Source organism: Afipia felis ATCC 53690 (assembly GCF_000314735.2).
Classification (GTDB): domain Bacteria; phylum Pseudomonadota; class Alphaproteobacteria; order Rhizobiales; family Xanthobacteraceae; genus Afipia; species Afipia felis.
Window position 1 is genome coordinate 3487193 of record NZ_KB375270.1, and the last position, 22108, is coordinate 3509300.

The window sequence follows — 22108 nt, forward strand, 5'->3', positions numbered from 1 at the left end:
GGAGATAAAACCGGTGTGAGAACGACTTTGGCAAACCTGCCGCCGCCGGACAAGCGACTGACAGGGCTCGCTCTTTAGAATGCGGGGGCAGGGAAGGATGTGGCCAACTGTCGCTTGACGTGGCTGAATGGAACCCCATGTTCCTAAAAGGGTTTCTTTCCAGAGCGACCCAGCCCATGCAAAGGAGGGACAAGATGCCAAGTCCGATCCAACCGATTTCCCACGCAGGCAAAGGCGCGGTCTTGGTCCTTGCGACAGCTATGCTGGTGGCAGTATCGGGACCGAGCCCCGCCCAGGCAGCGCCGGCAGGTTTTCCGCAGGCATCGTCACCGGCCGTAAACGCCAATGCGAGTGAACGGCTGACGGACGTGAGTGCCAAGGCCAAGAAACGCCATGTGAAGCGTCAGTACCGCCGGAATGATGCCGCCGCGGCTGCGATCTTCGGCCTTGCCGCCGGCGCGATCGGAAGCGCGATCGCGGAGTCCCGCCGTCGCGATTACTACCGGCAGGACTATTATTACGGCGGCGATCCCTATTACGGCGGGCCTTATTATGGCGGCCCAGCCTATTACGGCGGCTACCGCTACTATCCTTACTAACTGAGCGTGATAGCGTTGCGAGTGACGCCGGGGCTTGGACCCCGGCGTTCGCGTATGCTGTGCTTTCCAGCGAAACGGCGTTAACCCGGTGGCGACAAGGTTGGATTAGCTTAAAGACATGAGTGATTCGCTTGAGCGGCTATACCGTGCGGTGATCGCTGCACGGACTCTCGATCCCGCCACATCGCGGACGGCGAAGCTGTTTCAGCACGGCCCCTCCAAGATGGCGAAGAAACTGGCCGAAGAAGCCATCGAGGTCGTGATCGATGCGGTCAGCGGCAAGCAGGACGCCGTCATCCGTGAAAGTGCCGACCTTCTCTACAATCTGACGGTTTTGTGGGTCGCTGCCGGCATCAATCCGCAGGACGTCTGGGACGAGATGGATCGACGCGAGCGTGTTCAGGGCATCGCGGAAAAGCTGCCAAAGCAAAAATCGGCCATCAAGACCGCCGGTGCCGGAATTCCGGCGCCCCGCCGCCCGGTTTTGGCCCGACCTGCGGCAACACGCTAGCGACAAGCAAATTGATTTAGATCGCCGCATGGACAAAACCGCGTCTGCGTGTTTCATCGCGCCATGCTGAGACGGATCTACGATTGGTGCATTGCTGCCGCTGACAAGCCCTATTCACTGTGGCTGATGGCGGCCGTATCCTTTGCCGAAAGCTCGTTCTTTCCCGTGCCGCCGGACATCATGCTGATCCCGATGGCGCTGGCGCGACCGCGCCGAGCCTGGGTTTATGCAGGCGTCTGCACGGTGGCGTCCGTCGCCGGCGGCATCCTGGGATATGCGATCGGACATCTCCTTTATGATTCCGTCGGGCAATGGCTGATCGGGCTTTACGGCTATGGCGATAAGGTCGATGCCTTCCGCGCGTCCTATGCCCAATACGGCGCATGGATCATTCTGCTGAAGGGTCTGACACCGATCCCCTACAAGATCGTCACCATCACGTCCGGCTTCGCCGGCTATGACATCTGGCTGTTCATCCTGTTTTCAGCGATCACGCGTGGTGGCCGCTTCTTCATCGCTGCGATTCTTTTGAACCGTTATGGCGAGACGATCCGCCACCACATCGAGGCACGCCTCGGCCTTTGGGTTGCGATCGGTGCGGTTGTGCTGGTCGCGGGTTTCCTTGTCGCATTCCGGCTGTTCTGATCTGAACGCCCTTGCGCGGCTGCGGTGGCGGGCTAGTGTCCGGTTCATGGGACGAAAGATCCAGCACTTGAGAGGCCACGCTTTCCGCCTCGCGGCGTGGTTTGCGGTATGCGGCATCATCACGCTTGCTGCGCCGTTGCCTGCTTTCTCTCAAGCAACCACGCCGTCTGTGCAGGCACCCGCTCCCACGCCGCCAGCCGCTCCCGCGTCACCCCCCAATGCTTCGGTCATGGGGCCGCCACCTTCCGCGGCGCCGTCTTCTGAACCGGCAAGGCCTGCGAGCAACCCGGGTCTTGTCGAAGAACTCGGCAAGCTATTGAAGGATTCAGCCTCCCACCTCTCCACGAGCCTGAAAGGTTCGCAGAAGACGCTTGAGGATCTGAACGCCAAGACCAAGGACGCCACCGAAAGCCTGACGCGGGTGCAGTCGGTGACGACCGGCCGTGCTGCGTGTCCGGTCTCGGCCAACGGCGCGCCGGATTGCACTATTGCCGCCGAGCAGTTGTGCAAGGGCAAGGGATTCAAGAGCGGCAAAAGCCTCGACATCGAAACCGCCGAAAAATGTTCGATGAAAGCTTACCTATCGGGACGGACCGGTGCTCCAGGCGAGTGCCGCACCGAAAATTACGTCACGCGCGCGGTCTGCCAGTAGGCGCGGTACCGGTTTGATATGCTGATCATTTTGCGGCGCATCATGATCGATCTGCGGGCAATCGATTCCGCTTTCGCAACACTTCCTAAACCGCATTGGTATAGACATACAGTCAACTGCTGAGCCTGCGCCTATAACGGGCGTCGGACTCGCGCGGGCTATAGGCTCGCGACAACCCGGCTTCCTGGCGTGTCCCCCGCGATAAATTTCGCGGTGGGATTTCTTACAATTTCAGACCGTAGGTCATGACGCGAATTGTACAGGACGACATGGATTTCGATTCCGCGAAAGACGTCGCGGAAAGAGCCATGGATCATATGGTCCGCGAGAGCGTTCCGCCGACTCCCAATAATTTCACCGTCTGGTTCAATTACTGCCTTGGCACCCCGCCGGATCTGAAACGGACGATCGACATCCTGGTCGGCAACAAGCGTAAATTCGACAGCTTCGTCTGTGACGACCTGCGCACGATGTATATCGCGGCGCCTGGTGTCAGCGTGCCCGCGGCCCAGAATATTTCCGAGCAGCTCGGCCATGTCATGGCTCAGGCACAGCAATATCTGGCGACCGCCATCACCGACAACCGCGATCATATCCGCGAGATCGACGGCGTCGCCTCGCAGGCAGATAAGGGGATCAATCCGCGCTCACTGATCGAAAGTCTGATGAACGCGCTTTCCAGCGCCGCAAGCCGTGCCTCGATCCTCGAATCCAGCTTCACCGAAGCCTCGCAGGAGCTCGACACCATCCGCACCTCGCTGCGCGATGCGGAGGAGCGCGCCAAGACCGATACGCTGACCGCATTGCCGAATCGGCGCGCGCTAGAAGAGTTTTTCCGTGTCGCGCAGATGCAGGCGATGGAAGTGGAAGACCCGCTCAGCCTTCTTTTGCTCGACATCGATCACTTCAAGAAATTCAACGACACCTACGGTCACAGTGTCGGCGATCAGGTGATTCGTCTCATTGCGAGCGTCCTGCGCGAGCGGGTGCGCGAGAACGATCTCCCAGCGCGCTATGGCGGCGAGGAATTGATTGCGGTGTTGCCCGGCGCAGATCTCGCGACCTGTCAGGCGGTGGCGGAGCGAATACGCACAACTGTCGCGGGTTGCCACCTGACCCGCCGCTCGACCGGGGAATCCCTACCCGATATTTCAGTTTCGATCGGAGTGGCGCAATTCCGTCCCGGCGAATCCATGACGGCGCTGATCGAGCGCTGCGACCGCGCGCTGTACAAGGCGAAAGCGCAGGGCCGTAACTGTGTCGCCACCGAAGACGATCTCACCGACGCTGACCGTGCGGCGTGAGAGTTTCAATAATCCCGGTGCGGCTTGCTGCGATGGCGAGGCGGTCGCGCGGGTTCGGCATACATCGGATTGATGTTGCAGTAGGCGACCCGGCCTGACGCCGAGGCCATGCACTGGGCATAGGTATCGTAAGAGCAGTCGCTCGCGGTGTCGTTGTGCTCATAAAGGCAGAAGCGATAGTCGCGCGCCTGCGCCGGAAGGGCGCTCCAGATCCAGCCGGCCAACGCAGACGCGAGAGCCGCAGCCATCAAAACACGCATGTGATTTCTCCTCAGCAATCGGCAGTTCAAGCCCGGCACTGCCAAGATGTTCCGCCTTGTCGTCGGTGCAGGGGCGATATTTGAACCCTGCCTCCGGTACGATAGGCTCTCCAGCAAAGTTACGCGGTCACCTGCTGAACATCCAGAGCTGTTCGCTTGCCATGTAGCCGGTAAGAAGAAGCAGGCCGACGACGATGATTGTCGCTGCCGCGCCGACCTCGATGCCCTTCATGGCAAGCGTTCCGATTCCCGATTGGGAAATTGCAATGCGACCGGCCAGTTCTCGCGCATAGACGGCAAGCGTTGCGATAGCGGCGACGGTGATGGCGGTGCCGACGCCCATCAGGAAGGTGGAAGCAACCCCCGTCCAGAAGAGATCCTGAGAAAGTGCAAACACCAGGATGATGATGGCACCGGAACACGGACGGGCGCCGACGGACACAACCGCAGCGAGGCCCTTCTTCCAGCCTCCGGGACCTGCAAGCTCTTCCGGCTCGGGGCCATGCGCATGACCCCAGGCATGATCGTGACCGCATTCGGCATGAGTATCCGCGTGGTCATGACGCTCCGGATGATCGTGGCGGTAGCCGCAACTGCAGGGGGCCAACAAGCCGGATGAGCCTGGAATGCGGATCTCGACCGGCTCCGCGACCGCAGCACCAAGACTCCTGGGACGTCTCATGTCACGATAGGAGTTGATGAAGCTTCGTCCCTTGACCCAGAGCAGACGCACTCCGATCGCAACGACCAGGCAATAGCTCGCGATTTCGATCAGCCGCACCGTGTCGCCCATGGCTTTCGCGGTGACCTCCAGAACACCCGCACCGATCGCGACGATCGCAATCGCCACCATCGATTGGAGCAGTGCGGAGACGAAAGACAGTGCGATGCCGCGCTTCCACGTTTCATTGTTTGCGACGAGGTAGGACGAGATCACCGCCTTGCCGTGACCCGGGCCTGCGGCGTGAAAAATTCCGTACAGGAATGACAGGCCCAGCAGTCCCCAAACGGCGGAGCCGTCATTCTTGCTGGCGCGGATGAGATTGGAGAGCGAACGATAGAAGGCAGCCTGCTGGCTGAAGATCCAGCCGAAGAAGCCTGACGCCGAATAGGGCGCCGTTTGTCGCGGCCCGAACGACAGGCCCTGTGCCGAGGCGATGTCGATCAGGCAGATCGTAAGAAGAAGCACGCAAGCAAGCGTCGCGGCTCTTGTAGCATGTGGATACCCAGGCCCAGGACGACCAATCATTCGGCTCTCCGACTTGAGCACAGCCCCCGGTATTTCAACGGGTCCGCTGCCTGCAGCCTTGTCACGGGCATTTCACTTCGATCTTGTTCGCAAACATCTGTCCGAAGGTGTCGAACGGATTCAGAGGATTCTCGTCGAGCTGGCTCATTCGCGCCTGTTCGGCTGGTGTCGGTTGATGAGGAAGATCAATCCTGAGATTGCAGTTCGGCGCAGCACCGCCCAGCGTGACAGGCGTATCCTTGGCAAGCGCGAAATCGATAAAGATCGTGGGATCGTAAACCTCGATCAGCATCGTCCTTGCCGAAACCGGACTCTTCAACGGCAAGGTGAAGTGCAGCGTGAGGGCCGAGTCCTTGTATTCGAGCCAGTAGTCGGTCGGATCGGAGAATTCGATTTTCTTGCCGTCTGCCTTTGCGTAGGTGAAGTATTTGTATTCCTTCAATGACGTGACATTGAGCTTTGCGAGCGAACTCAGTTCTTCGCGCGTGTACTCGCCCTTCTTCGCATGATGGATGCCTTGAAGGGCGTAGGCGGAAAACATGTCGTCAAAGGTCCAGGCGTGCCGGACGCCGGTCATGGTTTTGTCCGCGTAGACTACTTCGCTGCGAATGGTGGTCCATACATGCGGATGGGCTTTCGCGGGTACGGATGAGCAGACAAAAAACGGCAGGCAAAGGGAAAGGCTCGCGCCGATTGTCCGCGCGTACCTGGCGAAAGCGCCAGACACCGTTGCCCGAAGTTTACAGCGGGGGATGAGGTCAAATGGAAGGAAGATCAAGCGAAGTCACCGTCGTCTGTCATTGGAAGGCAGATATCATTCAGGGTGCCACGCATCATCTCTTTGTTATGTTATAGCATAACATATTTTCTGAAAGTGCCAAAGATCGGGCAGGGAGACCACAACACGCCCGCTGATTTTCAAGGGTATTTTGACGTCGCAGAGATGCGCCCAAACAAGGCGATGGTGCCCCTGGCCGGAATCGAACCAGCACTCCTTGCGGAACTCGATTTTGAGTCGAGCGCGTCTACCAGTTCCGCCACAGGGGCGCTTGCACGCACGGGTCAGGCGCGGCGAGCGGGCGGACTATAGCCAGCGGCGTCGGCGGGTCAACCGGCTGTGATCCTTCCTCTCTCGACACCTAGGATAGGCCACGCTAGGAGCGGGCGAAACCCGGAGACAGGCCTTGTCCGACACTGTTTTTTCATCCGATCGCCCGGCGCGCTCGCGCGCCTGCTGGGCGGCGCTGGCGATTTGCCTGATCGCGCTCGCCACCATTGCGGGGGTGTGGTTTTTTCAGCTCGTGCTCGGCATCCAGCCGTGCCCGATGTGCCTTGAGCAGCGGTACGCCTATTACATCACGATCCCGCTCGCGGCGGTGCTGGCCATCGCGGCTGGCCGCGATGCGCCCCGGTCTTTGCTGGTGGCGGGTTTTGCGGTGCTGTTCTGCGTGACGGTTTTTAACAGCGCGTTCGGTGCCTATCACGCCGGGGTGGAGTGGGGCTTCTGGCCGGGACCGACCGAGTGCACGGGCTCGGCCGTCGATTTCGGTGAGCCGGGCAATCTTCTGGAAAATCTGAAGACAGCCAAAGTCGTACGCTGCGATGAGGTGCAGTGGTCTTTCCTGGGTCTGTCGCTGGCAGGCTATAATGCACTGATCTCGGCCCTGATGGCAGCCCTTGCGGGATGGGGCCTGCTCGGGCTCGGTCGCCGCCGTCCGATATAAGATCTTTTTCTGCCGGTCATGAAAAAGCCGGCGGTCAGACCGCCGGCCTAAGTTTCAGGGCAGGTGAGGTACGTCTACGCACACAACGCTAAACGCTATTTCGTCGCCGCATCGTGTTTGCACTTGGAGCGGAACTTATGACGCTCCTTGCCGTGCAAGCCCTTCGCGTCGGCCTGCTTGGAGCAGTCGAGCGAGACGGCGGAGCGCGGTTTCTCAGCCTTGGTCTTAGCGGCAGGCGCAGGCGGCGTCGGGGCCTGAGCGAGGGCGGGCCCTGCAAGCAGACTGACAACGAATGCGGTGCCGATGGCGCGAGTGAGGAATGTCATGGTTCTAGCCTCAAGTTCAGGCCCTCACCTTGTCGCCCGGTGGATGAACTGCTCATGAACGGCGGGTGTCTCCCGGGATCGGAAGGCGATATTTTGGATCACGCTTTCGTTCCTGCATTGAAACCCGCTACCGCTGCGCTAGGATCGGGCCTCTTTATTCAGGAGGCAGGCGATGTTGTTTCAATCGAAATTGCTCTTTGCCGTTGCGACGGCGGGCTTGATCAGTGTCGTTGCGGCAGGCCCGGCAAGTGCGCTGTCGATGACCGAATGCAGCGCTAAATATAAAGCCGCGAAGGCCGACGGCTCGCTCGGCAGCCAGAGCTGGAAGGATTTCCGCAAAGCCCAATGCGGTGCGGAGGCCACGGCTGCTCCGGCTGCGGCACCCGCTGCCGCGCCGGCAAAACCTGCTGCCAGATCTGCAGCGAAGCCAGCCGCCGCCCCCGCGGCGACGACGGCATCTGGACCGGCGATTTTCCCGTCGGCGATCTCTCCGAAATATGCTTCGGAGACGGCCGGCAAAGGACGCATGCACACCTGCGTCGACCAATACAATGCCAACAAGAGCACCGGTGCCAATGGCGGCCTGAAATGGATTCAAAAGGGTGGCGGCTATTACAGCGAGTGCAACAAGCGCCTGAAGGGCGGCTAGGCAGACGACTATCGGCCTGAAAAGCGAATCGCCCGGTCCTGAAGGCCGGGCGATTTTGTATTGCGTGGCTGCCGCGCGCGGATCAGGCGGCGCGGATCTGTCCGAGGAAGTTGTCGACTTGCCGGCGGAGTTGCATCGCCTGGGTTGACAATACCTCCGCCGCTTCCCGGACGTTGCGGGCTGAATTGCCCGTGGACTTCGCATCTTCCGACACGCCGCCGATATTGTCGGAGACGGCCTGCGTGCCCTGCGCGGCCTGCTGGGTGTTGCTGGAGATTTCCTGTGTGGCGGCGCCCTGCTGCTCGATCACGGCAGCGATTGCGGTTGCGACCTCGCTTACCTCCATGATGGTACCGCGGATGCCCTTCATGGCTTCCATCGAATCCTGCGCGACGTTCTGCACGGCCAGAATCTGTGTCGAGATTTCTTCGGTCGCCTTGGCCGTCTGGTTCGCCAGCATCTTCACTTCGGACGCGACCACCGCGAACCCCTTGCCGGCGTCGCCCGCGCGCGCCGCCTCGATCGTGGCGTTGAGCGCCAGCAGGTTGGTTTGCGCCGCGATGTTGTTGATGAGGCTGACCACGTCGCCGATCTTGCTGGCGGTTTCCGAGAAGCCCTTCACTCGGTTATCGGTTTCCTGAACCTGTTCAACCGCGCGCAGCGCCGTGTCGGCGGCATGGGTCACCTGACGGCTGATGTCCTGAATCGACACGGTGAGTTCTTCGGACGCCGCGGCCACGCTCTGGACGTTGGTCAGCGCGGCGTTTGCTGCCTTGACGGCGGTCATGACCTGGTCGTTGGTCCGATCCGAAATGTCCGACATCTCCTCGGAGGTATGGTTCATCTGTGCAGAGGACATCGCGAGCGCATCGAGCGCGCTTCCGATCTGCTGCTCGAAAGACGCGATATGGGATTCCACGGCGCGCTGCCGTGAGAGCTTGCGGGCGTTCTCCGCGCCGTTCTCGCTTTCGATCCGCTTCTTGTCTTCGGCATTTTGCTTGAAGGTCGCAAGCGTAGCCGCCAGAGCCCCGATTTCGTCGGTGCGTGTGGCAAAAGGAACCTCCACGCTGAGATCGTCTGCCGCGACGCTCTGCATGGCGTCACGAATACGATGCAGCGGACGGATAACGACCTTGTTCACTGCCGCGATGCAGGAGGCCGCAAAAATGATCGCGGTCAGGAGGAGGCCGATCTGCCACATCAGCGATGTGCGGGCCTGAAAATACAGCTCGGAGCTTCGGGCGCGGGTGGCGTCAAGAGCATTTTCGGCGAGAGCCACCGCGCTGCCCATCTGTTTGACGGAATAAGGGCTCCAGTAGTCCGCGTTGGTCTCCGGAGGCGTGCCGTTGGTCAACGCGTCGGCGAGGCGCTCACGTAGTGAGGTATATTTCTCGTCGAAATAGACTGTCTTGGTCGCGTTCATCGCAGCCTTCACGGCTTCCGGAAGCTGCATGCCTTCTGCCGCGATCTGCACGCCTTCCCATGCGGTCGCGATTCCGCCCACGTTCTTGATGAATTTCGTATGGGCTTCCGGAGACATTTTTCCGGCACCCAGCGCTGTCGAGACAGCAAGTGATGCTTCGCCGGCTGCGCTGCGCAAGAGCCATGCCGACTGCTTGATGGCGAGCAATTGATCGACAGCGGCATCCGCGTGGTTGATGAGTCCAACCAGCCGCGTGGACAGGTCTTCCAAAAGGGTGAGTAACTTGGTGCTGGTCTCGTTGTATTCCGTCGGCAGTGCGGCGCGGCGGGCCGATTTCTCGTTATGCACTGCGCTCATGGATTCGGTCTGGAGCGCGGCAAAACGATCGGTAAAGCTGAGAAGCTCAGCTCGGATTTTTACCTGGTCATCAAAATCGAGGAGCGCAAGGTTTTTGCCGACCTCGCGCATTGCCTTGATCTCACCGGCGTGAAGATCGTCCAGATACTTCTGGATCTTCGGTTCGATTGTTTTGGAGTCTTTGAGTGTGCGGACCATGGTCGACTTGTCGGCGCGCAGGTTGTGCATTGCCTGGAAAGCGTCGGCCGACAGATCGGAGATCACGGTCATCCGCTTTGTCTCGGTCAGGCGCTCCCAAGAATTCCAGGACTGGCGGGCAAGCATCAAAACGATGGACACAGCCATCAAAGCAATCATCAAATTCAAAGTCGAAGCAATGCTAAGGCGTTTCATCAAATGCCCCCGGGCGCTGAATTGGAATAGGGGCAGTGATCGCTTGGCATACGGTACCGCCCGATAACTCCCCCTACTCAAGTACTTTCGCTTTTCCGATTTAAATTTTTGATAAGAGCGATTGTCCGCTGCAGATGTGCGGATTTCCGCTCAAAAAGTATCGTATCGAAGATCTCGTATGAGACGTCCATGCGGTACCGCATGGGTCGTGAAGGAGCCGGTGAAGGCTTTAAACCCTGTTTCGGCGGGAGTTTGCGAAAGTATCAGTCCCTGTCCCCCCTAAAGGTCTGTTTATAAAGGGTCGCATTGCGAGCCATTGTTCTTGGCACCCTTCTTGCTCTTGAGGCGCTGAAAATAAGCGCAAGGGCTGTTGAAGGCTCTGACCAGCACCCCGGGGGAAAGTAATAATGGTCTCGTCCACGAATTCTCTGATCATCCAGCGTTCGATCGCAGTCGCCGGCCGGAAAACCAGCGTGAGCATGGAGCAGCCGTTCTGGGATGCGTTGAAGGAAATTGCCCAGGCACATAACCAGTCGCTGGCGCGTATCGTGACAAAGATCAAGGAAGATCGGGAAGACAGCAATCTGTCCTCGGAAGTGCGCCTGTTCGTTTTCGATTATTTCTTTCACAAAAGGCACGCGAAGGAAGACGACAGGATTCAGAAAATTCTGCTCGCGACCTGACCTTGTGTAGCAGAATTTATCTGCAGGCTTTTGTTCAAAGGTAATCGGCTGTTTCGCGGGCCATACCGTCGTGCATCTATTGCGCGACGGTATGATCGCCTCATTGCGGAGTACTGGATGCTCATGCAATGGATGGCGCGAGAGAGGCGTGGTCGATGATCGATGCAAGATTTTCCTGATATGAAATGTTCCGCGAATGTGAGGTCGACGCGCATTGCGGGCCTCGGCCATTACGTGCCGGAACGACGCATCGAGAACTCCGTTCTCGAGCAGGATCTCGGCTTGTCGAACGGCTGGATCGCGCGCCGCACCGGCATCAAGGCACGCCGCTGGGCGGGGCCGGATCAAGCACTGACCGACATCGCCCTGGAGGCGGCGTCATCCGCGCTCGCGCGGGCGCAGGATGCGGGCGAGGTCGGGCTTGTGCTGCTCGCAACCTCGACGCCCGACCATCTGCTGCCGCCGTCGGCGCCACTGCTTGCGCATCGTCTCGGACTCACCTGCGGAGCGATCGACTTGACGGGCGCCTGTTCGGGATTTGTCTATGCGCTGTTGTTCGCGGACGGTTTTGTCAGAACAACCGGCCAGTCCGTGTTGATCGTCGCCGCGAATATTCTGAGCCGGCGTATCAACAGGGCGGATACGACAAGCGCGGTTCTGTTCGCGGACGCTGCAGGTGCGATGCTGCTCGCGCCGTCATCGCGCGAAGGCGCGGGGCTTCTGGGCTCGAGCGTCATGTCCGACGGCAGTCTCTACGACATGATTGCGATCAAGGCGGGTGGCACGCGTAATCCCGATTTGAGCATGGTGGAGCCGGAAGACCGCGTGATCCGGATCAAGGACGGCAAGGTTGTATTCGAGAAAGCCGTGAAGACGATGACGCTCTGCTCGGCGCAAGCGCTGGAACGGGCAGGCATTCAGGCCTCGCAGATCGATCACTTCATCCCGCACCAGGCCAATGCGCGCATCTTCGATCTCGTTGCGGAAAACCTGAAGCTCGATCCGAGCCGGACGCTGCGGTCCATCGAGGAGTTCGGCAATTCGTCGGCGGCGACAATTCCGCTCACGCTGTCGCTCGCGGCGCAGGATGGCAAACTCGCGGATGGACAGTTTCTTCTGATGTCGGCGGTGGGTGCGGGTTTCACCGGCGGGGCCGCTGTCTTCCGAACCTCCGATCAGTGACGCCCGGACGACAAGCGAAACTGCGCGGCGACGGAGGCCGGGCCGCCGTTTGCAGCAAAATCAAATGAAACGAAACCAAGACGGAGCATTCCGTCGAACCGGATGGTGAAGACCCGATGCCTGCTCCCAAAGGAAAGGCCGTTATACGAACGATTGCCATGCCCTCTGATACCAACCCGGCCGGAGACATCTTCGGCGGCTGGCTGATGTGGCAGATGGACCTCGCCGCCGGTAGCCTCGCGACGCGGCTGGCACGCGGGCGCTGCGCGACCGTCGCGGTCGATGCGATGGAATTCATCAGTCCGGTTTTTGTCGGCGACGAGGTCAGTTTCTTCGCGAGCCTGAAGGAGACCGGCCGCACCTCGATGCGCATTTCAGTGGAAGCCTGGCGGCGCAGCCGGGACAGCGAAGAGTCGAACAAGGTCACCAGCGCGATCTTCGCATTTGTCGCGATCGACAATGACCGCAAGCCCCGTCCGCTGAATCTGAAAAAGAGCAAGGCCATGCCGAGGAATGGCAATGGTTGTGCGGCCTACGGATCGAGTTCGGTGTCCCAGTAGAGATAGTCGAGCCAGCTTTCGTGCAGGTAGTTCGGCGGAAATAGCCGGCCGTTGCGATGAAGCTGGTGCACCGTCGGCGCATAGGGCGTCTGGCGGGGAAACATGTTGGCCTGCTGCATTGTCATGCTGCCCTTCCTTAAGTTGCAGGGCGAACAGGCAGCGACGACGTTTTCCCACGTCGTCTGTCCTCCGCGCGAGCGCGGAATGATGTGATCGAAGGTGAGGTCTTCCTGCGAGAGGCAGTATTGGCAGGAGAAGCGATCGCGCAGGAATACGTTGAAGCGCGTGAACGCAGGATGAGTCGTCGGCTTGACGAAGGATTTGAGCGAAACGACGCTCGGCAGTTGCATCTCAAAAGATGGGCTGTGAACAGCGTGGTCGTAATTGGCAACGATGTTCACACGGTCAAGAAACACGGCTTTGATCGCGTCTTGCCACGACCAAAGTGAGAGCGGGTAGTAACTCAGTGGCCGGAAATCGGCATTCAATACCAATGCCGGCCAACCGCCTTGTGAGACATGTGCGTTCAAGTAACGCTCCTGACTCCCCCATATCGGCTGCGAAGCAGCTTTATGGGCAGGATACTACATGCAGCGCGACACGATTGTGAAGGGTACCAGTTATTTTTTCCGCTTCGTTGAGGGGGGTGATCGGGGTTTCGTTGCAGTCTTCACGCGGGATTGAGAGGGCCGCGATGCCGCGGGAACGGTGCGTAATCGGGCGCGTGCCGGTTTTGGTTCGGCGCGCGCGGCATCGTCGGGAAGGATGCCCTCGCGCCGTTTCACCGCGTGATAATAGGCCCACCACAAATGCGCCGCCGCCCCGCGCCAGGGCCGCCATGGTTCCGCCAGAGCCGCCGCCTGTTTGGCGGTGGGGCGGGCGTCGAGGCTCAGTCCGATCCGCATCGCTTCCTGTACGGCGAGATCGCCACCCGGCCACGCATCGCCGTGGCCGAGGCAGAACAGCAGATAGATGTCGGCGGTCCACGGGCCGATGCCATGCAGCGCCGTCAGTGCGGCATGGGCAAGGTCGGCCTCCTGCTGGCCGAGCGTGCCGAGATCGAGGCGCTCGGCTGCAAGCTCGCGCGCTAGCGCCTTCAGGGTTTTGATCTTGGCGGTCGAGAGGCCGAGCCGTGCCAGCCGTGTGGGCCGCGCGGTGCGAATGAGATCGTGATGGAACGGATCGAAGGCATCGCTGACCCGCTTCCAGATTGCGGCGGCGGCGTAGGTCGAGAGCTGTTGGCCGCAGATGATCGCCGCAAGCCCCGCAAAACCTGGCTCGCGACGACGCAGTGCAGGCTGGCCTGCGACTTGCGCGATCCCGGCGAGGCGCGGGTCGGCCGCGACCAGCGCGGCGATGGCTTGGTCGAGGTCGACCTGCGTGTTCAGGTATAGTGTCATGCCTTCCAGAATCAGCATGTCGCGCGAACAGGATCAATGCCGCCACCCGTTTTCCGCTTTGCCCCGAGCCCCAATGGGCGACTGCACCTCGGCCATGCCTATTCGGCGCTGCTGAATTTCGACCTCGCGCGGCAAAGTGGCGGGCGATTTCTGCTGCGGATCGAGGATATCGACCGCGCACGGTCCCGTCCGGAATATGAGGCAGCGATCTACGAGGATTTGGCCTGGCTCGGCATCGTCTGGGAGATGCCGGTGCGGCGGCAGTCGGAGCATCTCGATCTTTATCGGGACGCCGTGGCGCGGCTCGCGGATGAGGGGCTGGTCTATCCGGCGTTCGAAAGCCGGGCGGAGATTGTCCGCATGATCGGGCAGAGTCCACGCAAGCCGTGGCCGCGCGACCCGGACGGCTCGCCGCTTTATCCCGGCTCGGCGGCGACGCTGTCGCCACACGCGCGTGACATCCGGATGCAGGCGGGAGAGCCTTTCGTGCTGCGGCTGAACAGCCGGATCGCGTGTAGCCGCGCGGGCGCGCTTGTCTGGGAGGAGCATGGCATCGGCCCGGCCGGTGAGACCGGGCGCGTTGCGGCCCTGCCGGGAGCGTGGGGCGATGTCGTGCTCGCGCGCAAGGAAACGCCGACCAGCTACCATCTCTCGGTCGTGATCGACGATGCCCTGCAGGGCGTGACCCACGTGGTGCGAGGACAGGATCTGTTCTGGGCCACCAGCGTCCATCGCCTGCTGCAGCAATTGCTGGGCCTGCCCGTGCCGATCTATCGCCATCATGGCCTGCTGCGCGGCGACGATGGACGGAAGCTCTCCAAATCGACGCAAGCGACCTCGCTGCAGGTCTTGCGAGAAGATGGTGTGACCCCACAAAATATCCGGGAGATGGTCGGGTTGCCGTGACTCTTGTCCCTCCGGATGGCAGGATGAAATCTCGTTGGGGGATGAGATGGCGACGAAGCCGCGTTCGACGCGCCGCCTGGGGAAGTCGAAGACATCGCACAAGGGAAAGCGGCCTCCGGCCAAGAAGCTGGTCAAGGAGCCGGCGAAGAAGGCTGCGCCCAAACGCGCCTCTAAGCGCGCGCCCAAGCCGTCGCGCAAGCCTGCGGGACCGGCGCGCGGTGTGGTGGAGACGGCGCTCGCCGCGTTTGCTCATGAAGTGCGCACGCCGCTGACCGGTATCCTCGCGATCTCCTCACTACTGGAGACGTCCGATCTCGGTCCGCGCGAGCGGCGCTGGGTGGAAACGATCCGCACTGGCGCGGAACATCTTGCCGCGCTCGCGACGCTTTATGTCGATGCCGCCAAAAGCATGGTCGCGCATCTGCCGATGCGTGAGGATTTTTTCGACCTGCGGGCGCTGGCGCACTCCGCGGGCGACGGGCTCGCCGGACGCGCCACGGCCAACGGCCTGCAGTCGCGGGTGACGATCGCCGAAGACATGCCGCAGTTTGTGACCGGCGATGCCGTGCGCCTGCGCGCCGCGCTGGAAAATCTGATCGACAATGCGGTGAAGTTCACACCGTCGGGGCTCGTCGAACTCGATGTGTCTGTCGCCCCACATAACAAGAGCAGGATGGATGTCATCTTTGCGGTGTCCGACAGCGGCATCGGTCTGTCGCTCGCTGAGGTCAGGCGGCTGTTCAAGCCATTCTCCCAAGCAAGCATCGAAGTGGCATCGCGGTTCGGTGGTGCCGGGCTTGGGCTGTGGTCGGTGAAGCAGCTGGCGCGGGCGATGGGCGGCGATGTCAGCGTCACGCAGCGCAAGGATCGGGGCACAATCTTCACGCTGACGGTGCGCGTTGGTCTGCCGCGCGAGGAGTGTGAGGCGCCGTTGGGCTCGCCTTTGTCTTATGCGTCGGGCGGGTTGAAGATTCTCAGCGTCGAGGACAATCCGTTCGGCCGCGTCGTGCTCAACACGGTACTTGGCGAGCTTGGCCACAAGATCGAGTTCGTCGGCCAGGGCGAACTGGCTGCGGAGCGCGTCGCCCGCGGCGATCTCGATGTCGTGTTGATGGATATGGTGCTGCCGGGTATCGACGGTATCGAGACCATCCGAAGGGTTCGGGCGCTAGGCGTAGCGGGCGAACGGATTGGCATTATCGGCGTGTCGGGCCGCGAGCAGGATGAGGCCAAGGCACGCGCTGCAGGCGCTGATGCGTTCCTGATGAAGCCGGTCAGCCCGCGGGCGCTGGCGGCGGCGCTTGGTCAGGCGACGGTTCGGAAGACTGCCTCCAGCGGATGATTGCGGCGTTCAGCGCACCGCCATAGATGAAAATCGCGGCGATGAAATAAAGAAACACCAGCGCGATCACGACCGAGGCAAGCCCCGCGTAGGTTGTGACGTAGTTACTGGCGAATCGTGCCAGATATTGTCCGAAGCCTGCCGCTGAAATCAGCGATGCGATCACCGTGAAAATGATGCCGGGCATGATCTGTCGCAGCGTCCTGTGCCCGGCTGGCAGCCAGGCATGCAGCACGAACAGGGCGCTGACGAGCGAGACCAACGCGATGGCGTAGCGCGCGAGATTGAGCAGGTGTTCTTTAGGCGCGATGATGAGTGGCAGGTAATAGCGCGCCGCGGCGAGCAGCAGTGGGCCGAGTACCAGCAGCAGCGCAAGCACGAGCGAGACGAGCGCCGCGATCAGCGTATAGCCGATCGATTCCAGCCGCAGCCAGTACCAGGCTCGTGTTTCCGTCACGCCGTAGGCGCGATTAAGGCCCACCCGCAGGCTCTCTACGCCGTTGGAGGAGAAATATAGCGACAGCACGAGGCCGATCGTCAGTGCGTCGCCGCGCGTCTGCGTCAGCACGTCGTGTATCTGAACGATCAGCGTATCCGTCACCTGGCTCGGCCAGACCTGCAGCATCAGGCCCGCGGCCTGGTCGGCCAGATCCTTGGAGCCCAAGAACCCTGCGAGCGAAGTGAGCACGATCAGGAACGGAAAGAACGCCATCAGGGCTGAGAGCGCGATGTGACTTGCGATCGCCCAGCCGTCATCCGCCAGAAACGCATTGAAAGCGTCAAACCCGATCTGAAAGGTACGGCGCAGGAATGTCATGAGGCTGGATCGGTGAGGTTTCGCCTTTGGACTGTGAGGCTAATGGGACGGGAAGGACATGTCATGAAGTCCGCGAAGCCCAGCTATGTTCCGAATATTATCCATAGATAATCCCAAAGCCTTGGGGGGCAGGATGCATGGTGCTATGAACGACTTATGACATCCTTCTTTTCCATGTTTCTTCTTCCGATCGCCCTGATTGCCGTTACCATCGTGCTGTTGCTCGGTCTGCTCAACATGATGCGCGGCGGCTCGCCGAACACATCGCAGCGCCTGATGCGGCTGCGGGTGCTGTTTCAGTTTATCGCCATCGTGATCGCCATGGCGGCGATCTGGGCGATGGGACGCTAGGCGCACGGGTCCATGGTCACCCTCAATCGCATCTACACCCGCACCGGAGACGATGGCACCACCGCACTCGGCAGCGGCGAGCGGCGGCCGAAATACGATCTGCGGATTGCTGCCATTGGCACGGTGGATGAAACCAATGCCGCCATCGGCTTGGTGCGACTGCATCTTGCGGGTGATGTACGGCTCGATGCGATGCTGGGCCTGATCCAGAACGATTTGTTCGATCTCGGCGCCGATCTCACGGTGCCGGAGCGGGAAGGCAAGGCCGAGCGGCTGCGGGTGCTGCCGGTGCAGGTCGAGCGGCTGGAACGCGATATCGATACGCTGAACGAGGCGCTTGCGCCGCTGACGTCTTTTGTCCTGCCGGGCGGCACTGCTGCAGCCGCGCATCTGCATCAGGCACGCACGATCTGCCGTCGCGCCGAACGGCAGGTGGTAGAATTGGCGGCAAGAGAAAATGAGCCGGTCGGCGAGGCCGTGGTGCGCTATCTCAACCGTTTGTCGGATTTCCTGTTCGTGGCGTCGCGCGCCGCCAACGGCAATGGCGCGGGGGACGTGCTGTGGGTACCGGGCCAGAACCGGTGAACGGGACGCGGCATGGTACTTTCGGTGGCGCTTTCGAGCCTTTCCGTCGCCCAAGCGCGTTGACCCGGCTGGGCGACCTCTTTAGGTTCCGCAGCGCACACTAAGTCAGAATGAAGGGGAACCATGAAGGTTCTGGTGCCGGTCAAGCGGGTCATCGACTACAACGTCAAGATCCGGGTCAAAGCCGACGGCAGCGGCGTTGAGCTTGCTAACGTCAAGATGTCGATGAATCCCTTCGATGAAATCGCGGTCGAGGAGGCGCTCCGGCTCAAAGAGGGCGGCAAGGCAACCGAGGTGGTGGCGGTGTCGATCGGGCCCGCGCAGGCCGCTGAAACGATCCGCACAGCGCTCGCGATGGGCGCCGACCGCGGCGTTCACATCAAGGCCGATGGGCCTGTCGAGCCGCTCGCGGTGGCGAAGCTCCTCAAAGCTGTGGCCGAGCGCGAACAGCCGGGCCTCGTAATCCTCGGCAAGCAGGCGATCGATGACGATTCCAACCAGACCGGTCAGATGCTGGCGGCGCTGCTCGGCTGGCCGCAGGCCACTTTCGCGTTCAAGCTCGACGTTGATGGTTCGAGCGTTCAGGTGACGCGCGAAGTCGACGGTGGCCTGCAGACCGTCAAGTTGCAGGGGCCGGCCATCGTGACCACGGATCTGCGGCTCAACGAGCCGCGCTATGCGAGCCTGCCCAACATCATGAAGGCGAAGAAGAAGCCGATCGAGGACATGACGGCGGATCAGCTTGGTGTCGATCTCACGCCGCGCATCGAAATTCTCAAGACGTCTGAACCCTCCGGCCGTAGTGCTGGCATCAAGGTGGCCTCCGCGGCCGAGCTAGTCGGCAAGCTCACTGAGGCGGGGGTGCTGTGATGGCGACATTGTTGATGGCCGAGCACGCGGACGGCGTGCTGAAGGATGTAACCGCCAAAGCGTTGACTGCGGCCGTGGCGCTGGGCGGCGACGTCGATATTCTGGTGGCGGGGCAAAATGCCCGCGCCGTCGCTGATGTGGCGGCCAAGCTCTCGGGTGTCCGAAAAGTGCGGCTCGCCGATGATGCGGCTTATGCCCACGATTTGGCCGAGCCGTTGGCTGCGCTGATCGTCTCGCTTGCGGGCGATTACGACGCCGTCGTCGCGCCTGCGACCTCGCGCTTTAAGAACACGCTGCCGCGTGTCGCGGCACTTCTCGACGTGATGCAGATATCGGAGATCACCAAGGTCGTGGCGCCCGACACGTTCGAGCGGCCGATCTATGCGGGCAATGCCATCCAGACCGTGAAGTCGAAGGACGGCAAGAAGGTCATCACGGTGCGGACGTCCTCGTTCGCAGCTGCTGTGGATGGCGGCAGCGCGCCGGTCGAGGATGTCGCGGCAGTAACGGGACCCGGCACGTCGGCCTATGTCGGCGAGGAGGTCGCCAAGAGCGACCGGCCTGAGCTTGCTTCCGCAAAGGTCATCGTCTCCGGCGGCCGCGCGATGCAAAGCCGGGAGAACTTCACGAAATATATCGAACCGCTGGCCGATGCGCTCGGTGCTGGCGTTGGTGCGTCGCGCGCGGCCGTCGATGCCGGCTATGCGCCGAATGACTGGCAGGTCGGGCAAACCGGCAAAGTAGTTGCACCCGATCTTTACATCGCCGTGGGCATTTCCGGCGCGATCCAGCATCTTGCCGGCATGAAGGATTCGAAGGTGATCGTGGCGATCAACAAGGACGAGGATGCGCCGATTTTCCAGGTCGCTGATTATGGCCTGGTCGGCGATCTTTATCAGATCGTGCCGGAACTGACCGAGGAACTGGGAAAACGACGGCGTTAAGACGCATGCCGGAAGACGCGGCAGGCGGCGGGGTTTTGGTGTAATAAGTAGAGCGCAGGCCCGCGAAGACTTGCAGCGGATGTGCCGCGAACGGATGGCGACGGAAAGATGACAAAGGAAATCAAGTCAATCGGCGTGATCGGATCGGGTCAGATGGGCAATGGCATCGCGCATGTTGCCGCTCTCGCCGGGATGAGCGTCGTTCTGTACGATATTTCGGAGGATCGGCTGAAGTCGGCGATGGCAACCGTCAACGGCAACCTGTCCCGGCAGGTCGCGAAGAAGGTCATCACCGAAGCCGAGCATCAGGCCGCCCTGAAGAAGATTTCGCTTTCGGCGACAATGGATGGCCTTGCCTCCTGCGATCTCGTGATCGAGACCGCGGTCGAGAAGGAAGAGGTCAAGCGCAAGATCTTCCACGATCTGTGCGCGGTGCTGAAGCCAGACGCCATCATCGGTTCGAACACGTCATCGATTTCGATCACGCGGCTTGCGGCGTCCACCGATCGTCCCGAGAAATTCATCGGCATTCATTTTATGAATCCGGTGCCGTTGATGGAACTGGTCGAACTGATCCGCGGCATCGCTACGGATGACGCGACCTTCGAGGCCGCGCGCGCTTTCGTCACGAAGGTCGGCAAGCAGATCGCTGTGTCGGAAGATTTTCCGGCATTCATCGTCAACCGTATCCTGCTGCCGATGATCAACGAGGCGATCTACACGCTCTATGAAGGCGTCGGAAACGTGCAGGCGATCGACGCCGCGATGCGGCTCGGCGCCCATCACCCGATGGGGCCGCTGGAACTGGCCGATTTCATCGGCCTCGATACGTGCCTGTCGATCATGCAGGTGCTGCACGAAGGACTCGCGGATTCTAAATACCGCCCCTGTCCGCTGCTGGTGAAATACGTCGAAGCGGGCTGGCTCGGCCGCAAGTCGCAGCGCGGTTTCTACGATTATCGCGGCGAGAAGCCGGTTCCGACGCGCTGACGGTCCGACGCAGTCACATATCCGTTCGAGATTGTTAACCTTCGCTCGCTAGGTTGCCGATCTCGAACAGGGTGAGTGCGTCATGGATATGAGTCTCGTTGCAGCGGCGATGGCCATGCAGGCTGGAAACACACAGCAGCAGATCGCGACGAGCGTGCTCAAATCGCAATTGAATGCGCAAAGTTCGGTGTTGCAGTTGCTGGAGCCCGCGCAAAATGCTCCGGCAGCAAACAATGCGCCGGGCATCGGCGGGCAGCTCGACATTCTCGCCTGATTTAGAATTTCAATATCATTTCGAAGCCGCCGTAGATCATACGCTTGCCGTCGAACGGCAGCTTCTTGGTATCCATCATGCCGGCGAGGCGGGGATCCTTCATCACCTTGGCATTGACGCGGTCGCGATGCTTGCGCGATTTGTAGACGATCCAGGAAAACACAACGGTCTCCTGCGGTTTCAATTTCACGCTCTGCGGAAATGAGGTCAGCTTGCCCGGCTTGACGTCCTCGGCCACGCATTCGCGATATTCGAGTGCGCCATGTTCACGCCAGACCTTTCCAGCCTTGCGCGCGAGCGCACGGTAGGCGGCAAGATTCTTTTTCGGCACGGGGACAACGAATCCATCGACATACTGCATGATCGGCCCTTTCGTTGCTGATGCATCGCAGGGCATGGATTGCGTCAAAGGCGACGAATCTAAGGAAAGGGGTGCGGCTTATTGCTCGGTGGCGGCTTTGACGAGCTTGACCGCATCGTCGCTGGCCCACTCGGCAGGCCCCGCGATGGTCGCGATCTCGCAGCCTGACCCGTCGACTAGCATCGAGGTCGGCATACCGAGCGCGCGCCCAGCCGCCTTCAGGTCCTGAAACACCTTGGCGCTGTTGTCGTGGAAATAGCTGAGATTGGTGAGGCCGCCATCTTTCAGGAAATCCTTCGGCTTCTCGGGATCGCGGGTGTCGATATTGATGGCGACGACTTCGAACTTCGGTCCGCCGAGTTTGGCCTGAAGCTGGTCGAGCGCCGGCATCTCCTTGCGGCATGGCACGCACCACGTCGCCCACAGGTTCACCAGCAGGGTGCGTCCGCGGAATTCCGACAGCTTGCGCGATTTGCCGGAGGCATCGTCGAAGGTAAGATCCGGGACACGTAACGGCTCCGAAGCCATGGTTAATGCTGCGACTTCGCCTTGGGCGAGCGGCTTGAGTTTCTGCGCGAGATTGACCGCCGGCCGGCAGACCGGGTCGCCAGACGCATTGCCTTGCAGGCCCCGCATCCCGTATATCGCCACAGTGGCGAGGCCGACGCCGAGAACGACGGTGGCAAGCGCCATGGGAATGCGGGGGCGGGAACGGGTAGGCGGTGTCTGCTCGGTCATAGGCGCTATTTAT

28 protein-coding genes and 1 tRNA gene are annotated in these 22108 nt (G+C 61.0%); 18 read left to right on the forward strand and 11 right to left on the reverse strand.

The window, feature by feature from the left end; all coding sequences use genetic code 11:
- Positions 1-194 precede the first annotated feature (194 nt).
- From HMPREF9697_RS16625 to HMPREF9697_RS16645, 5 genes are all read left to right on the forward strand, one after another.
- A complete protein-coding gene (locus tag HMPREF9697_RS16625; RefSeq protein WP_002718408.1) occupies positions 195-599 on the forward strand; it encodes a hypothetical protein in 405 nt (134 codons plus the stop codon).
- A gap of 118 nt (positions 600-717) precedes the next feature.
- Positions 718-1110: a phosphoribosyl-ATP diphosphatase gene (hisE, locus tag HMPREF9697_RS16630; RefSeq protein ID WP_002718409.1), complete on the forward strand. Its 393-nt coding sequence runs from the start codon at positions 718-720 to the stop codon at positions 1108-1110.
- A 63-nt stretch (positions 1111-1173) separates the two neighbouring features.
- Positions 1174-1755, forward strand: coding sequence for a YqaA family protein (locus HMPREF9697_RS16635; RefSeq protein WP_002718410.1), 582 nt, complete (start codon positions 1174-1176; stop codon positions 1753-1755).
- A 67-nt stretch (positions 1756-1822) separates the two neighbouring features.
- Entirely contained in the window at positions 1823-2407 is a 585-nt protein-coding gene (locus HMPREF9697_RS16640; RefSeq protein ID WP_244597804.1) for a hypothetical protein, read from the forward strand.
- A gap of 269 nt (positions 2408-2676) precedes the next feature.
- Positions 2677-3711: a GGDEF domain-containing protein gene (locus tag HMPREF9697_RS16645; RefSeq protein ID WP_002718412.1), complete on the forward strand. Its 1035-nt coding sequence runs from the start codon at positions 2677-2679 to the stop codon at positions 3709-3711.
- Positions 3712-3716: 5 nt separating this feature from the next.
- On the opposite strand, the gene HMPREF9697_RS16650 is transcribed toward HMPREF9697_RS16645, so the two are convergent.
- From HMPREF9697_RS16650 to HMPREF9697_RS16665, 4 genes are all read right to left on the reverse strand, one after another.
- On the reverse strand, positions 3717-3971 hold the full coding sequence (locus HMPREF9697_RS16650) for a DUF3551 domain-containing protein (protein WP_002718413.1): 255 nt from the start codon (positions 3969-3971) through the stop codon (positions 3717-3719).
- Between the two features lie 127 nt (positions 3972-4098).
- Positions 4099-5220 (reverse strand): nickel/cobalt transporter, encoded by a 1122-nt coding sequence (locus tag HMPREF9697_RS16655; RefSeq protein WP_002718414.1) that lies wholly within the window; start codon positions 5218-5220, stop codon positions 4099-4101.
- A gap of 61 nt (positions 5221-5281) precedes the next feature.
- Positions 5282-5947 (reverse strand): DUF1007 family protein, encoded by a 666-nt coding sequence (locus HMPREF9697_RS16660; RefSeq protein WP_430642172.1) that lies wholly within the window; start codon positions 5945-5947, stop codon positions 5282-5284.
- 235 nt (positions 5948-6182) lie between these two features.
- Positions 6183-6267 (reverse strand) — tRNA-Leu (locus tag HMPREF9697_RS16665).
- 137 nt (positions 6268-6404) lie between these two features.
- Here HMPREF9697_RS16665 and HMPREF9697_RS16670 point away from each other — a divergent pair.
- The gene (locus HMPREF9697_RS16670; protein WP_002718416.1) at positions 6405-6944 is read left to right on the forward strand and encodes a disulfide bond formation protein B; all 540 of its coding nucleotides are present in this window, start codon (positions 6405-6407) and stop codon (positions 6942-6944) included.
- A 95-nt stretch (positions 6945-7039) separates the two neighbouring features.
- Here the strand turns inward: HMPREF9697_RS16670 and HMPREF9697_RS16675 are convergent, their stop codons facing one another.
- On the reverse strand, positions 7040-7270 hold the full coding sequence (locus HMPREF9697_RS16675; protein ID WP_002718417.1) for a PsiF family protein: 231 nt from the start codon (positions 7268-7270) through the stop codon (positions 7040-7042).
- Between the two features lie 172 nt (positions 7271-7442).
- On the opposite strand from HMPREF9697_RS16675, the gene HMPREF9697_RS16680 reads away from it, so the two are divergent.
- Positions 7443-7919, forward strand: a complete 477-nt coding sequence (locus HMPREF9697_RS16680; RefSeq protein ID WP_002718418.1) for a hypothetical protein — start codon at positions 7443-7445, stop codon at positions 7917-7919.
- A gap of 82 nt (positions 7920-8001) precedes the next feature.
- Here the strand turns inward: HMPREF9697_RS16680 and HMPREF9697_RS16685 are convergent, their stop codons facing one another.
- Positions 8002-10044: a methyl-accepting chemotaxis protein gene (locus HMPREF9697_RS16685; protein WP_244597806.1), complete on the reverse strand. Its 2043-nt coding sequence runs from the start codon at positions 10042-10044 to the stop codon at positions 8002-8004.
- 455 nt (positions 10045-10499) lie between these two features.
- On the opposite strand from HMPREF9697_RS16685, the gene HMPREF9697_RS16690 reads away from it, so the two are divergent.
- The 3 genes from HMPREF9697_RS16690 (at position 10500) to HMPREF9697_RS16700 (ending at position 12517) form a co-directional block, all read left to right on the forward strand.
- Positions 10500-10775, forward strand: coding sequence for a ribbon-helix-helix domain-containing protein (locus HMPREF9697_RS16690; protein ID WP_002718420.1), 276 nt, complete (start codon positions 10500-10502; stop codon positions 10773-10775).
- Between the two features lie 162 nt (positions 10776-10937).
- On the forward strand, positions 10938-11957 hold the full coding sequence (locus HMPREF9697_RS16695; RefSeq protein WP_002718421.1) for a beta-ketoacyl-ACP synthase III: 1020 nt from the start codon (positions 10938-10940) through the stop codon (positions 11955-11957).
- Between the two features lie 116 nt (positions 11958-12073).
- Positions 12074-12517: an acyl-CoA thioesterase gene (locus HMPREF9697_RS16700; protein WP_002718422.1), complete on the forward strand. Its 444-nt coding sequence runs from the start codon at positions 12074-12076 to the stop codon at positions 12515-12517.
- Here the strand turns inward: HMPREF9697_RS16700 and HMPREF9697_RS16705 are convergent.
- Entirely contained in the window at positions 12490-13047 is a 558-nt protein-coding gene (locus HMPREF9697_RS16705) for an HNH endonuclease (RefSeq protein ID WP_002718423.1), read from the reverse strand. The two genes, HMPREF9697_RS16700 and HMPREF9697_RS16705, sit on opposite strands and share 28 nt — an antisense overlap.
- Before the next feature lie 90 nt (positions 13048-13137).
- The gene (locus HMPREF9697_RS16710; RefSeq protein ID WP_002718424.1) at positions 13138-13935 is read right to left on the reverse strand and encodes a DNA-3-methyladenine glycosylase family protein; all 798 of its coding nucleotides are present in this window, start codon (positions 13933-13935) and stop codon (positions 13138-13140) included.
- Between the two features lie 18 nt (positions 13936-13953).
- Between HMPREF9697_RS16710 and gluQRS the strand changes: the two genes are divergently transcribed.
- Positions 13954-14823, forward strand: coding sequence for a tRNA glutamyl-Q(34) synthetase GluQRS (gene gluQRS / locus HMPREF9697_RS16715; protein WP_002718425.1), 870 nt, complete (start codon positions 13954-13956; stop codon positions 14821-14823).
- 46 nt (positions 14824-14869) lie between these two features.
- Positions 14870-16165 (forward strand): ATP-binding protein, encoded by a 1296-nt coding sequence (locus HMPREF9697_RS16720; protein ID WP_002718426.1) that lies wholly within the window; start codon positions 14870-14872, stop codon positions 16163-16165.
- Here HMPREF9697_RS16720 and HMPREF9697_RS16725 read toward each other — a convergent pair.
- Positions 16098-16982: a YihY/virulence factor BrkB family protein gene (locus HMPREF9697_RS16725; protein WP_002718427.1), complete on the reverse strand. Its 885-nt coding sequence runs from the start codon at positions 16980-16982 to the stop codon at positions 16098-16100. The two genes, HMPREF9697_RS16720 and HMPREF9697_RS16725, sit on opposite strands and share 68 nt — an antisense overlap.
- Positions 16983-17138: 156 nt before the next feature.
- On the opposite strand from HMPREF9697_RS16725, the gene HMPREF9697_RS16730 reads away from it, so the two are divergent.
- From HMPREF9697_RS16730 to HMPREF9697_RS16755, 6 genes are all read left to right on the forward strand, one after another.
- Positions 17139-17333, forward strand: a complete 195-nt coding sequence (locus HMPREF9697_RS16730) for a twin transmembrane helix small protein (RefSeq protein WP_040307992.1) — start codon at positions 17139-17141, stop codon at positions 17331-17333.
- Positions 17334-17345: 12 nt separating this feature from the next.
- A complete protein-coding gene (locus HMPREF9697_RS16735) occupies positions 17346-17918 on the forward strand; it encodes a cob(I)yrinic acid a,c-diamide adenosyltransferase (protein WP_002718429.1) in 573 nt (190 codons plus the stop codon).
- Between the two features lie 123 nt (positions 17919-18041).
- A complete protein-coding gene (locus tag HMPREF9697_RS16740; RefSeq protein WP_002718430.1) occupies positions 18042-18788 on the forward strand; it encodes an electron transfer flavoprotein subunit beta/FixA family protein in 747 nt (248 codons plus the stop codon).
- The gene (locus HMPREF9697_RS16745; protein ID WP_002718431.1) at positions 18788-19732 is read left to right on the forward strand and encodes an electron transfer flavoprotein subunit alpha/FixB family protein; all 945 of its coding nucleotides are present in this window, start codon (positions 18788-18790) and stop codon (positions 19730-19732) included. The genes HMPREF9697_RS16740 and HMPREF9697_RS16745 overlap by 1 nt, the downstream gene beginning before the upstream one ends.
- A gap of 108 nt (positions 19733-19840) precedes the next feature.
- On the forward strand, positions 19841-20722 hold the full coding sequence (locus HMPREF9697_RS16750) for a 3-hydroxybutyryl-CoA dehydrogenase (protein WP_002718432.1): 882 nt from the start codon (positions 19841-19843) through the stop codon (positions 20720-20722).
- An 82-nt stretch (positions 20723-20804) separates the two neighbouring features.
- Positions 20805-20996, forward strand: a complete 192-nt coding sequence (locus HMPREF9697_RS16755; protein WP_002718433.1) for a putative motility protein — start codon at positions 20805-20807, stop codon at positions 20994-20996.
- Between the two features lies 1 nt (position 20997).
- Here HMPREF9697_RS16755 and HMPREF9697_RS16760 read toward each other — a convergent pair whose 3' ends face one another.
- Together HMPREF9697_RS16760 and tlpA are read right to left on the reverse strand one after the other, a co-directional pair.
- Positions 20998-21357 carry a DUF1428 domain-containing protein gene (locus HMPREF9697_RS16760; protein ID WP_002718434.1) on the reverse strand — a complete coding sequence of 120 codons (360 nt, stop codon included), beginning with the start codon at positions 21355-21357 and terminating at the stop codon, positions 20998-21000.
- 78 nt (positions 21358-21435) lie between these two features.
- Entirely contained in the window at positions 21436-22095 is a 660-nt protein-coding gene (tlpA, locus tag HMPREF9697_RS16765) for a thiol:disulfide interchange protein TlpA (RefSeq protein ID WP_002718435.1), read from the reverse strand.
- Positions 22096-22108: the final 13 nt, after the last annotated feature.

Excerpts from the sequence above, each read along its gene's own strand:
- HMPREF9697_RS16760 (WP_002718434.1), bottom strand. The coding sequence starts at position 21,357 with ATGCAGTATGTCGATGGATTCGTTGTCCCCGTGCCGAAAAAGAATCTT.
- HMPREF9697_RS16725 (WP_002718427.1), bottom strand. The coding sequence starts at position 16,982 with ATGACATTCCTGCGCCGTACCTTTCAGATCGGGTTTGACGCTTTCAAT.
- HMPREF9697_RS16650 (WP_002718413.1), bottom strand. The coding sequence starts at position 3,971 with ATGCGTGTTTTGATGGCTGCGGCTCTCGCGTCTGCGTTGGCCGGCTGG.
- HMPREF9697_RS16685 (WP_244597806.1), bottom strand. The coding sequence starts at position 10,044 with ATGGCTGTGTCCATCGTTTTGATGCTTGCCCGCCAGTCCTGGAATTCT.
- HMPREF9697_RS16730 (WP_040307992.1), top strand. The coding sequence starts at position 17,139 with ATGACATCCTTCTTTTCCATGTTTCTTCTTCCGATCGCCCTGATTGCC.
- HMPREF9697_RS16690 (WP_002718420.1), top strand. The coding sequence starts at position 10,500 with ATGGTCTCGTCCACGAATTCTCTGATCATCCAGCGTTCGATCGCAGTC.
- HMPREF9697_RS16745 (WP_002718431.1), top strand. The coding sequence starts at position 18,788 with ATGGCGACATTGTTGATGGCCGAGCACGCGGACGGCGTGCTGAAGGAT.
- HMPREF9697_RS16740 (WP_002718430.1), top strand. The coding sequence starts at position 18,042 with ATGAAGGTTCTGGTGCCGGTCAAGCGGGTCATCGACTACAACGTCAAG.
- HMPREF9697_RS16710 (WP_002718424.1), bottom strand. The coding sequence starts at position 13,935 with ATGCTGATTCTGGAAGGCATGACACTATACCTGAACACGCAGGTCGAC.
- HMPREF9697_RS16700 (WP_002718422.1), top strand. The coding sequence starts at position 12,074 with ATGCCTGCTCCCAAAGGAAAGGCCGTTATACGAACGATTGCCATGCCC.
- HMPREF9697_RS16625 (WP_002718408.1), top strand. The coding sequence starts at position 195 with ATGCCAAGTCCGATCCAACCGATTTCCCACGCAGGCAAAGGCGCGGTC.
- HMPREF9697_RS16750 (WP_002718432.1), top strand. The coding sequence starts at position 19,841 with ATGACAAAGGAAATCAAGTCAATCGGCGTGATCGGATCGGGTCAGATG.
- gluQRS (WP_002718425.1), top strand. The coding sequence starts at position 13,954 with ATGCCGCCACCCGTTTTCCGCTTTGCCCCGAGCCCCAATGGGCGACTG.
- HMPREF9697_RS16655 (WP_002718414.1), bottom strand. The coding sequence starts at position 5,220 with ATGATTGGTCGTCCTGGGCCTGGGTATCCACATGCTACAAGAGCCGCG.
- hisE (WP_002718409.1), top strand. The coding sequence starts at position 718 with ATGAGTGATTCGCTTGAGCGGCTATACCGTGCGGTGATCGCTGCACGG.
- HMPREF9697_RS16735 (WP_002718429.1), top strand. The coding sequence starts at position 17,346 with ATGGTCACCCTCAATCGCATCTACACCCGCACCGGAGACGATGGCACC.
- HMPREF9697_RS16675 (WP_002718417.1), bottom strand. The coding sequence starts at position 7,270 with ATGACATTCCTCACTCGCGCCATCGGCACCGCATTCGTTGTCAGTCTG.
- HMPREF9697_RS16695 (WP_002718421.1), top strand. The coding sequence starts at position 10,938 with ATGCAAGATTTTCCTGATATGAAATGTTCCGCGAATGTGAGGTCGACG.
- HMPREF9697_RS16720 (WP_002718426.1), top strand. The coding sequence starts at position 14,870 with ATGGCGACGAAGCCGCGTTCGACGCGCCGCCTGGGGAAGTCGAAGACA.
- HMPREF9697_RS16645 (WP_002718412.1), top strand. The coding sequence starts at position 2,677 with ATGGATTTCGATTCCGCGAAAGACGTCGCGGAAAGAGCCATGGATCAT.
- tlpA (WP_002718435.1), bottom strand. The coding sequence starts at position 22,095 with ATGACCGAGCAGACACCGCCTACCCGTTCCCGCCCCCGCATTCCCATG.
- HMPREF9697_RS16635 (WP_002718410.1), top strand. The coding sequence starts at position 1,174 with ATGCTGAGACGGATCTACGATTGGTGCATTGCTGCCGCTGACAAGCCC.
- HMPREF9697_RS16680 (WP_002718418.1), top strand. The coding sequence starts at position 7,443 with ATGTTGTTTCAATCGAAATTGCTCTTTGCCGTTGCGACGGCGGGCTTG.
- HMPREF9697_RS16755 (WP_002718433.1), top strand. The coding sequence starts at position 20,805 with ATGGATATGAGTCTCGTTGCAGCGGCGATGGCCATGCAGGCTGGAAAC.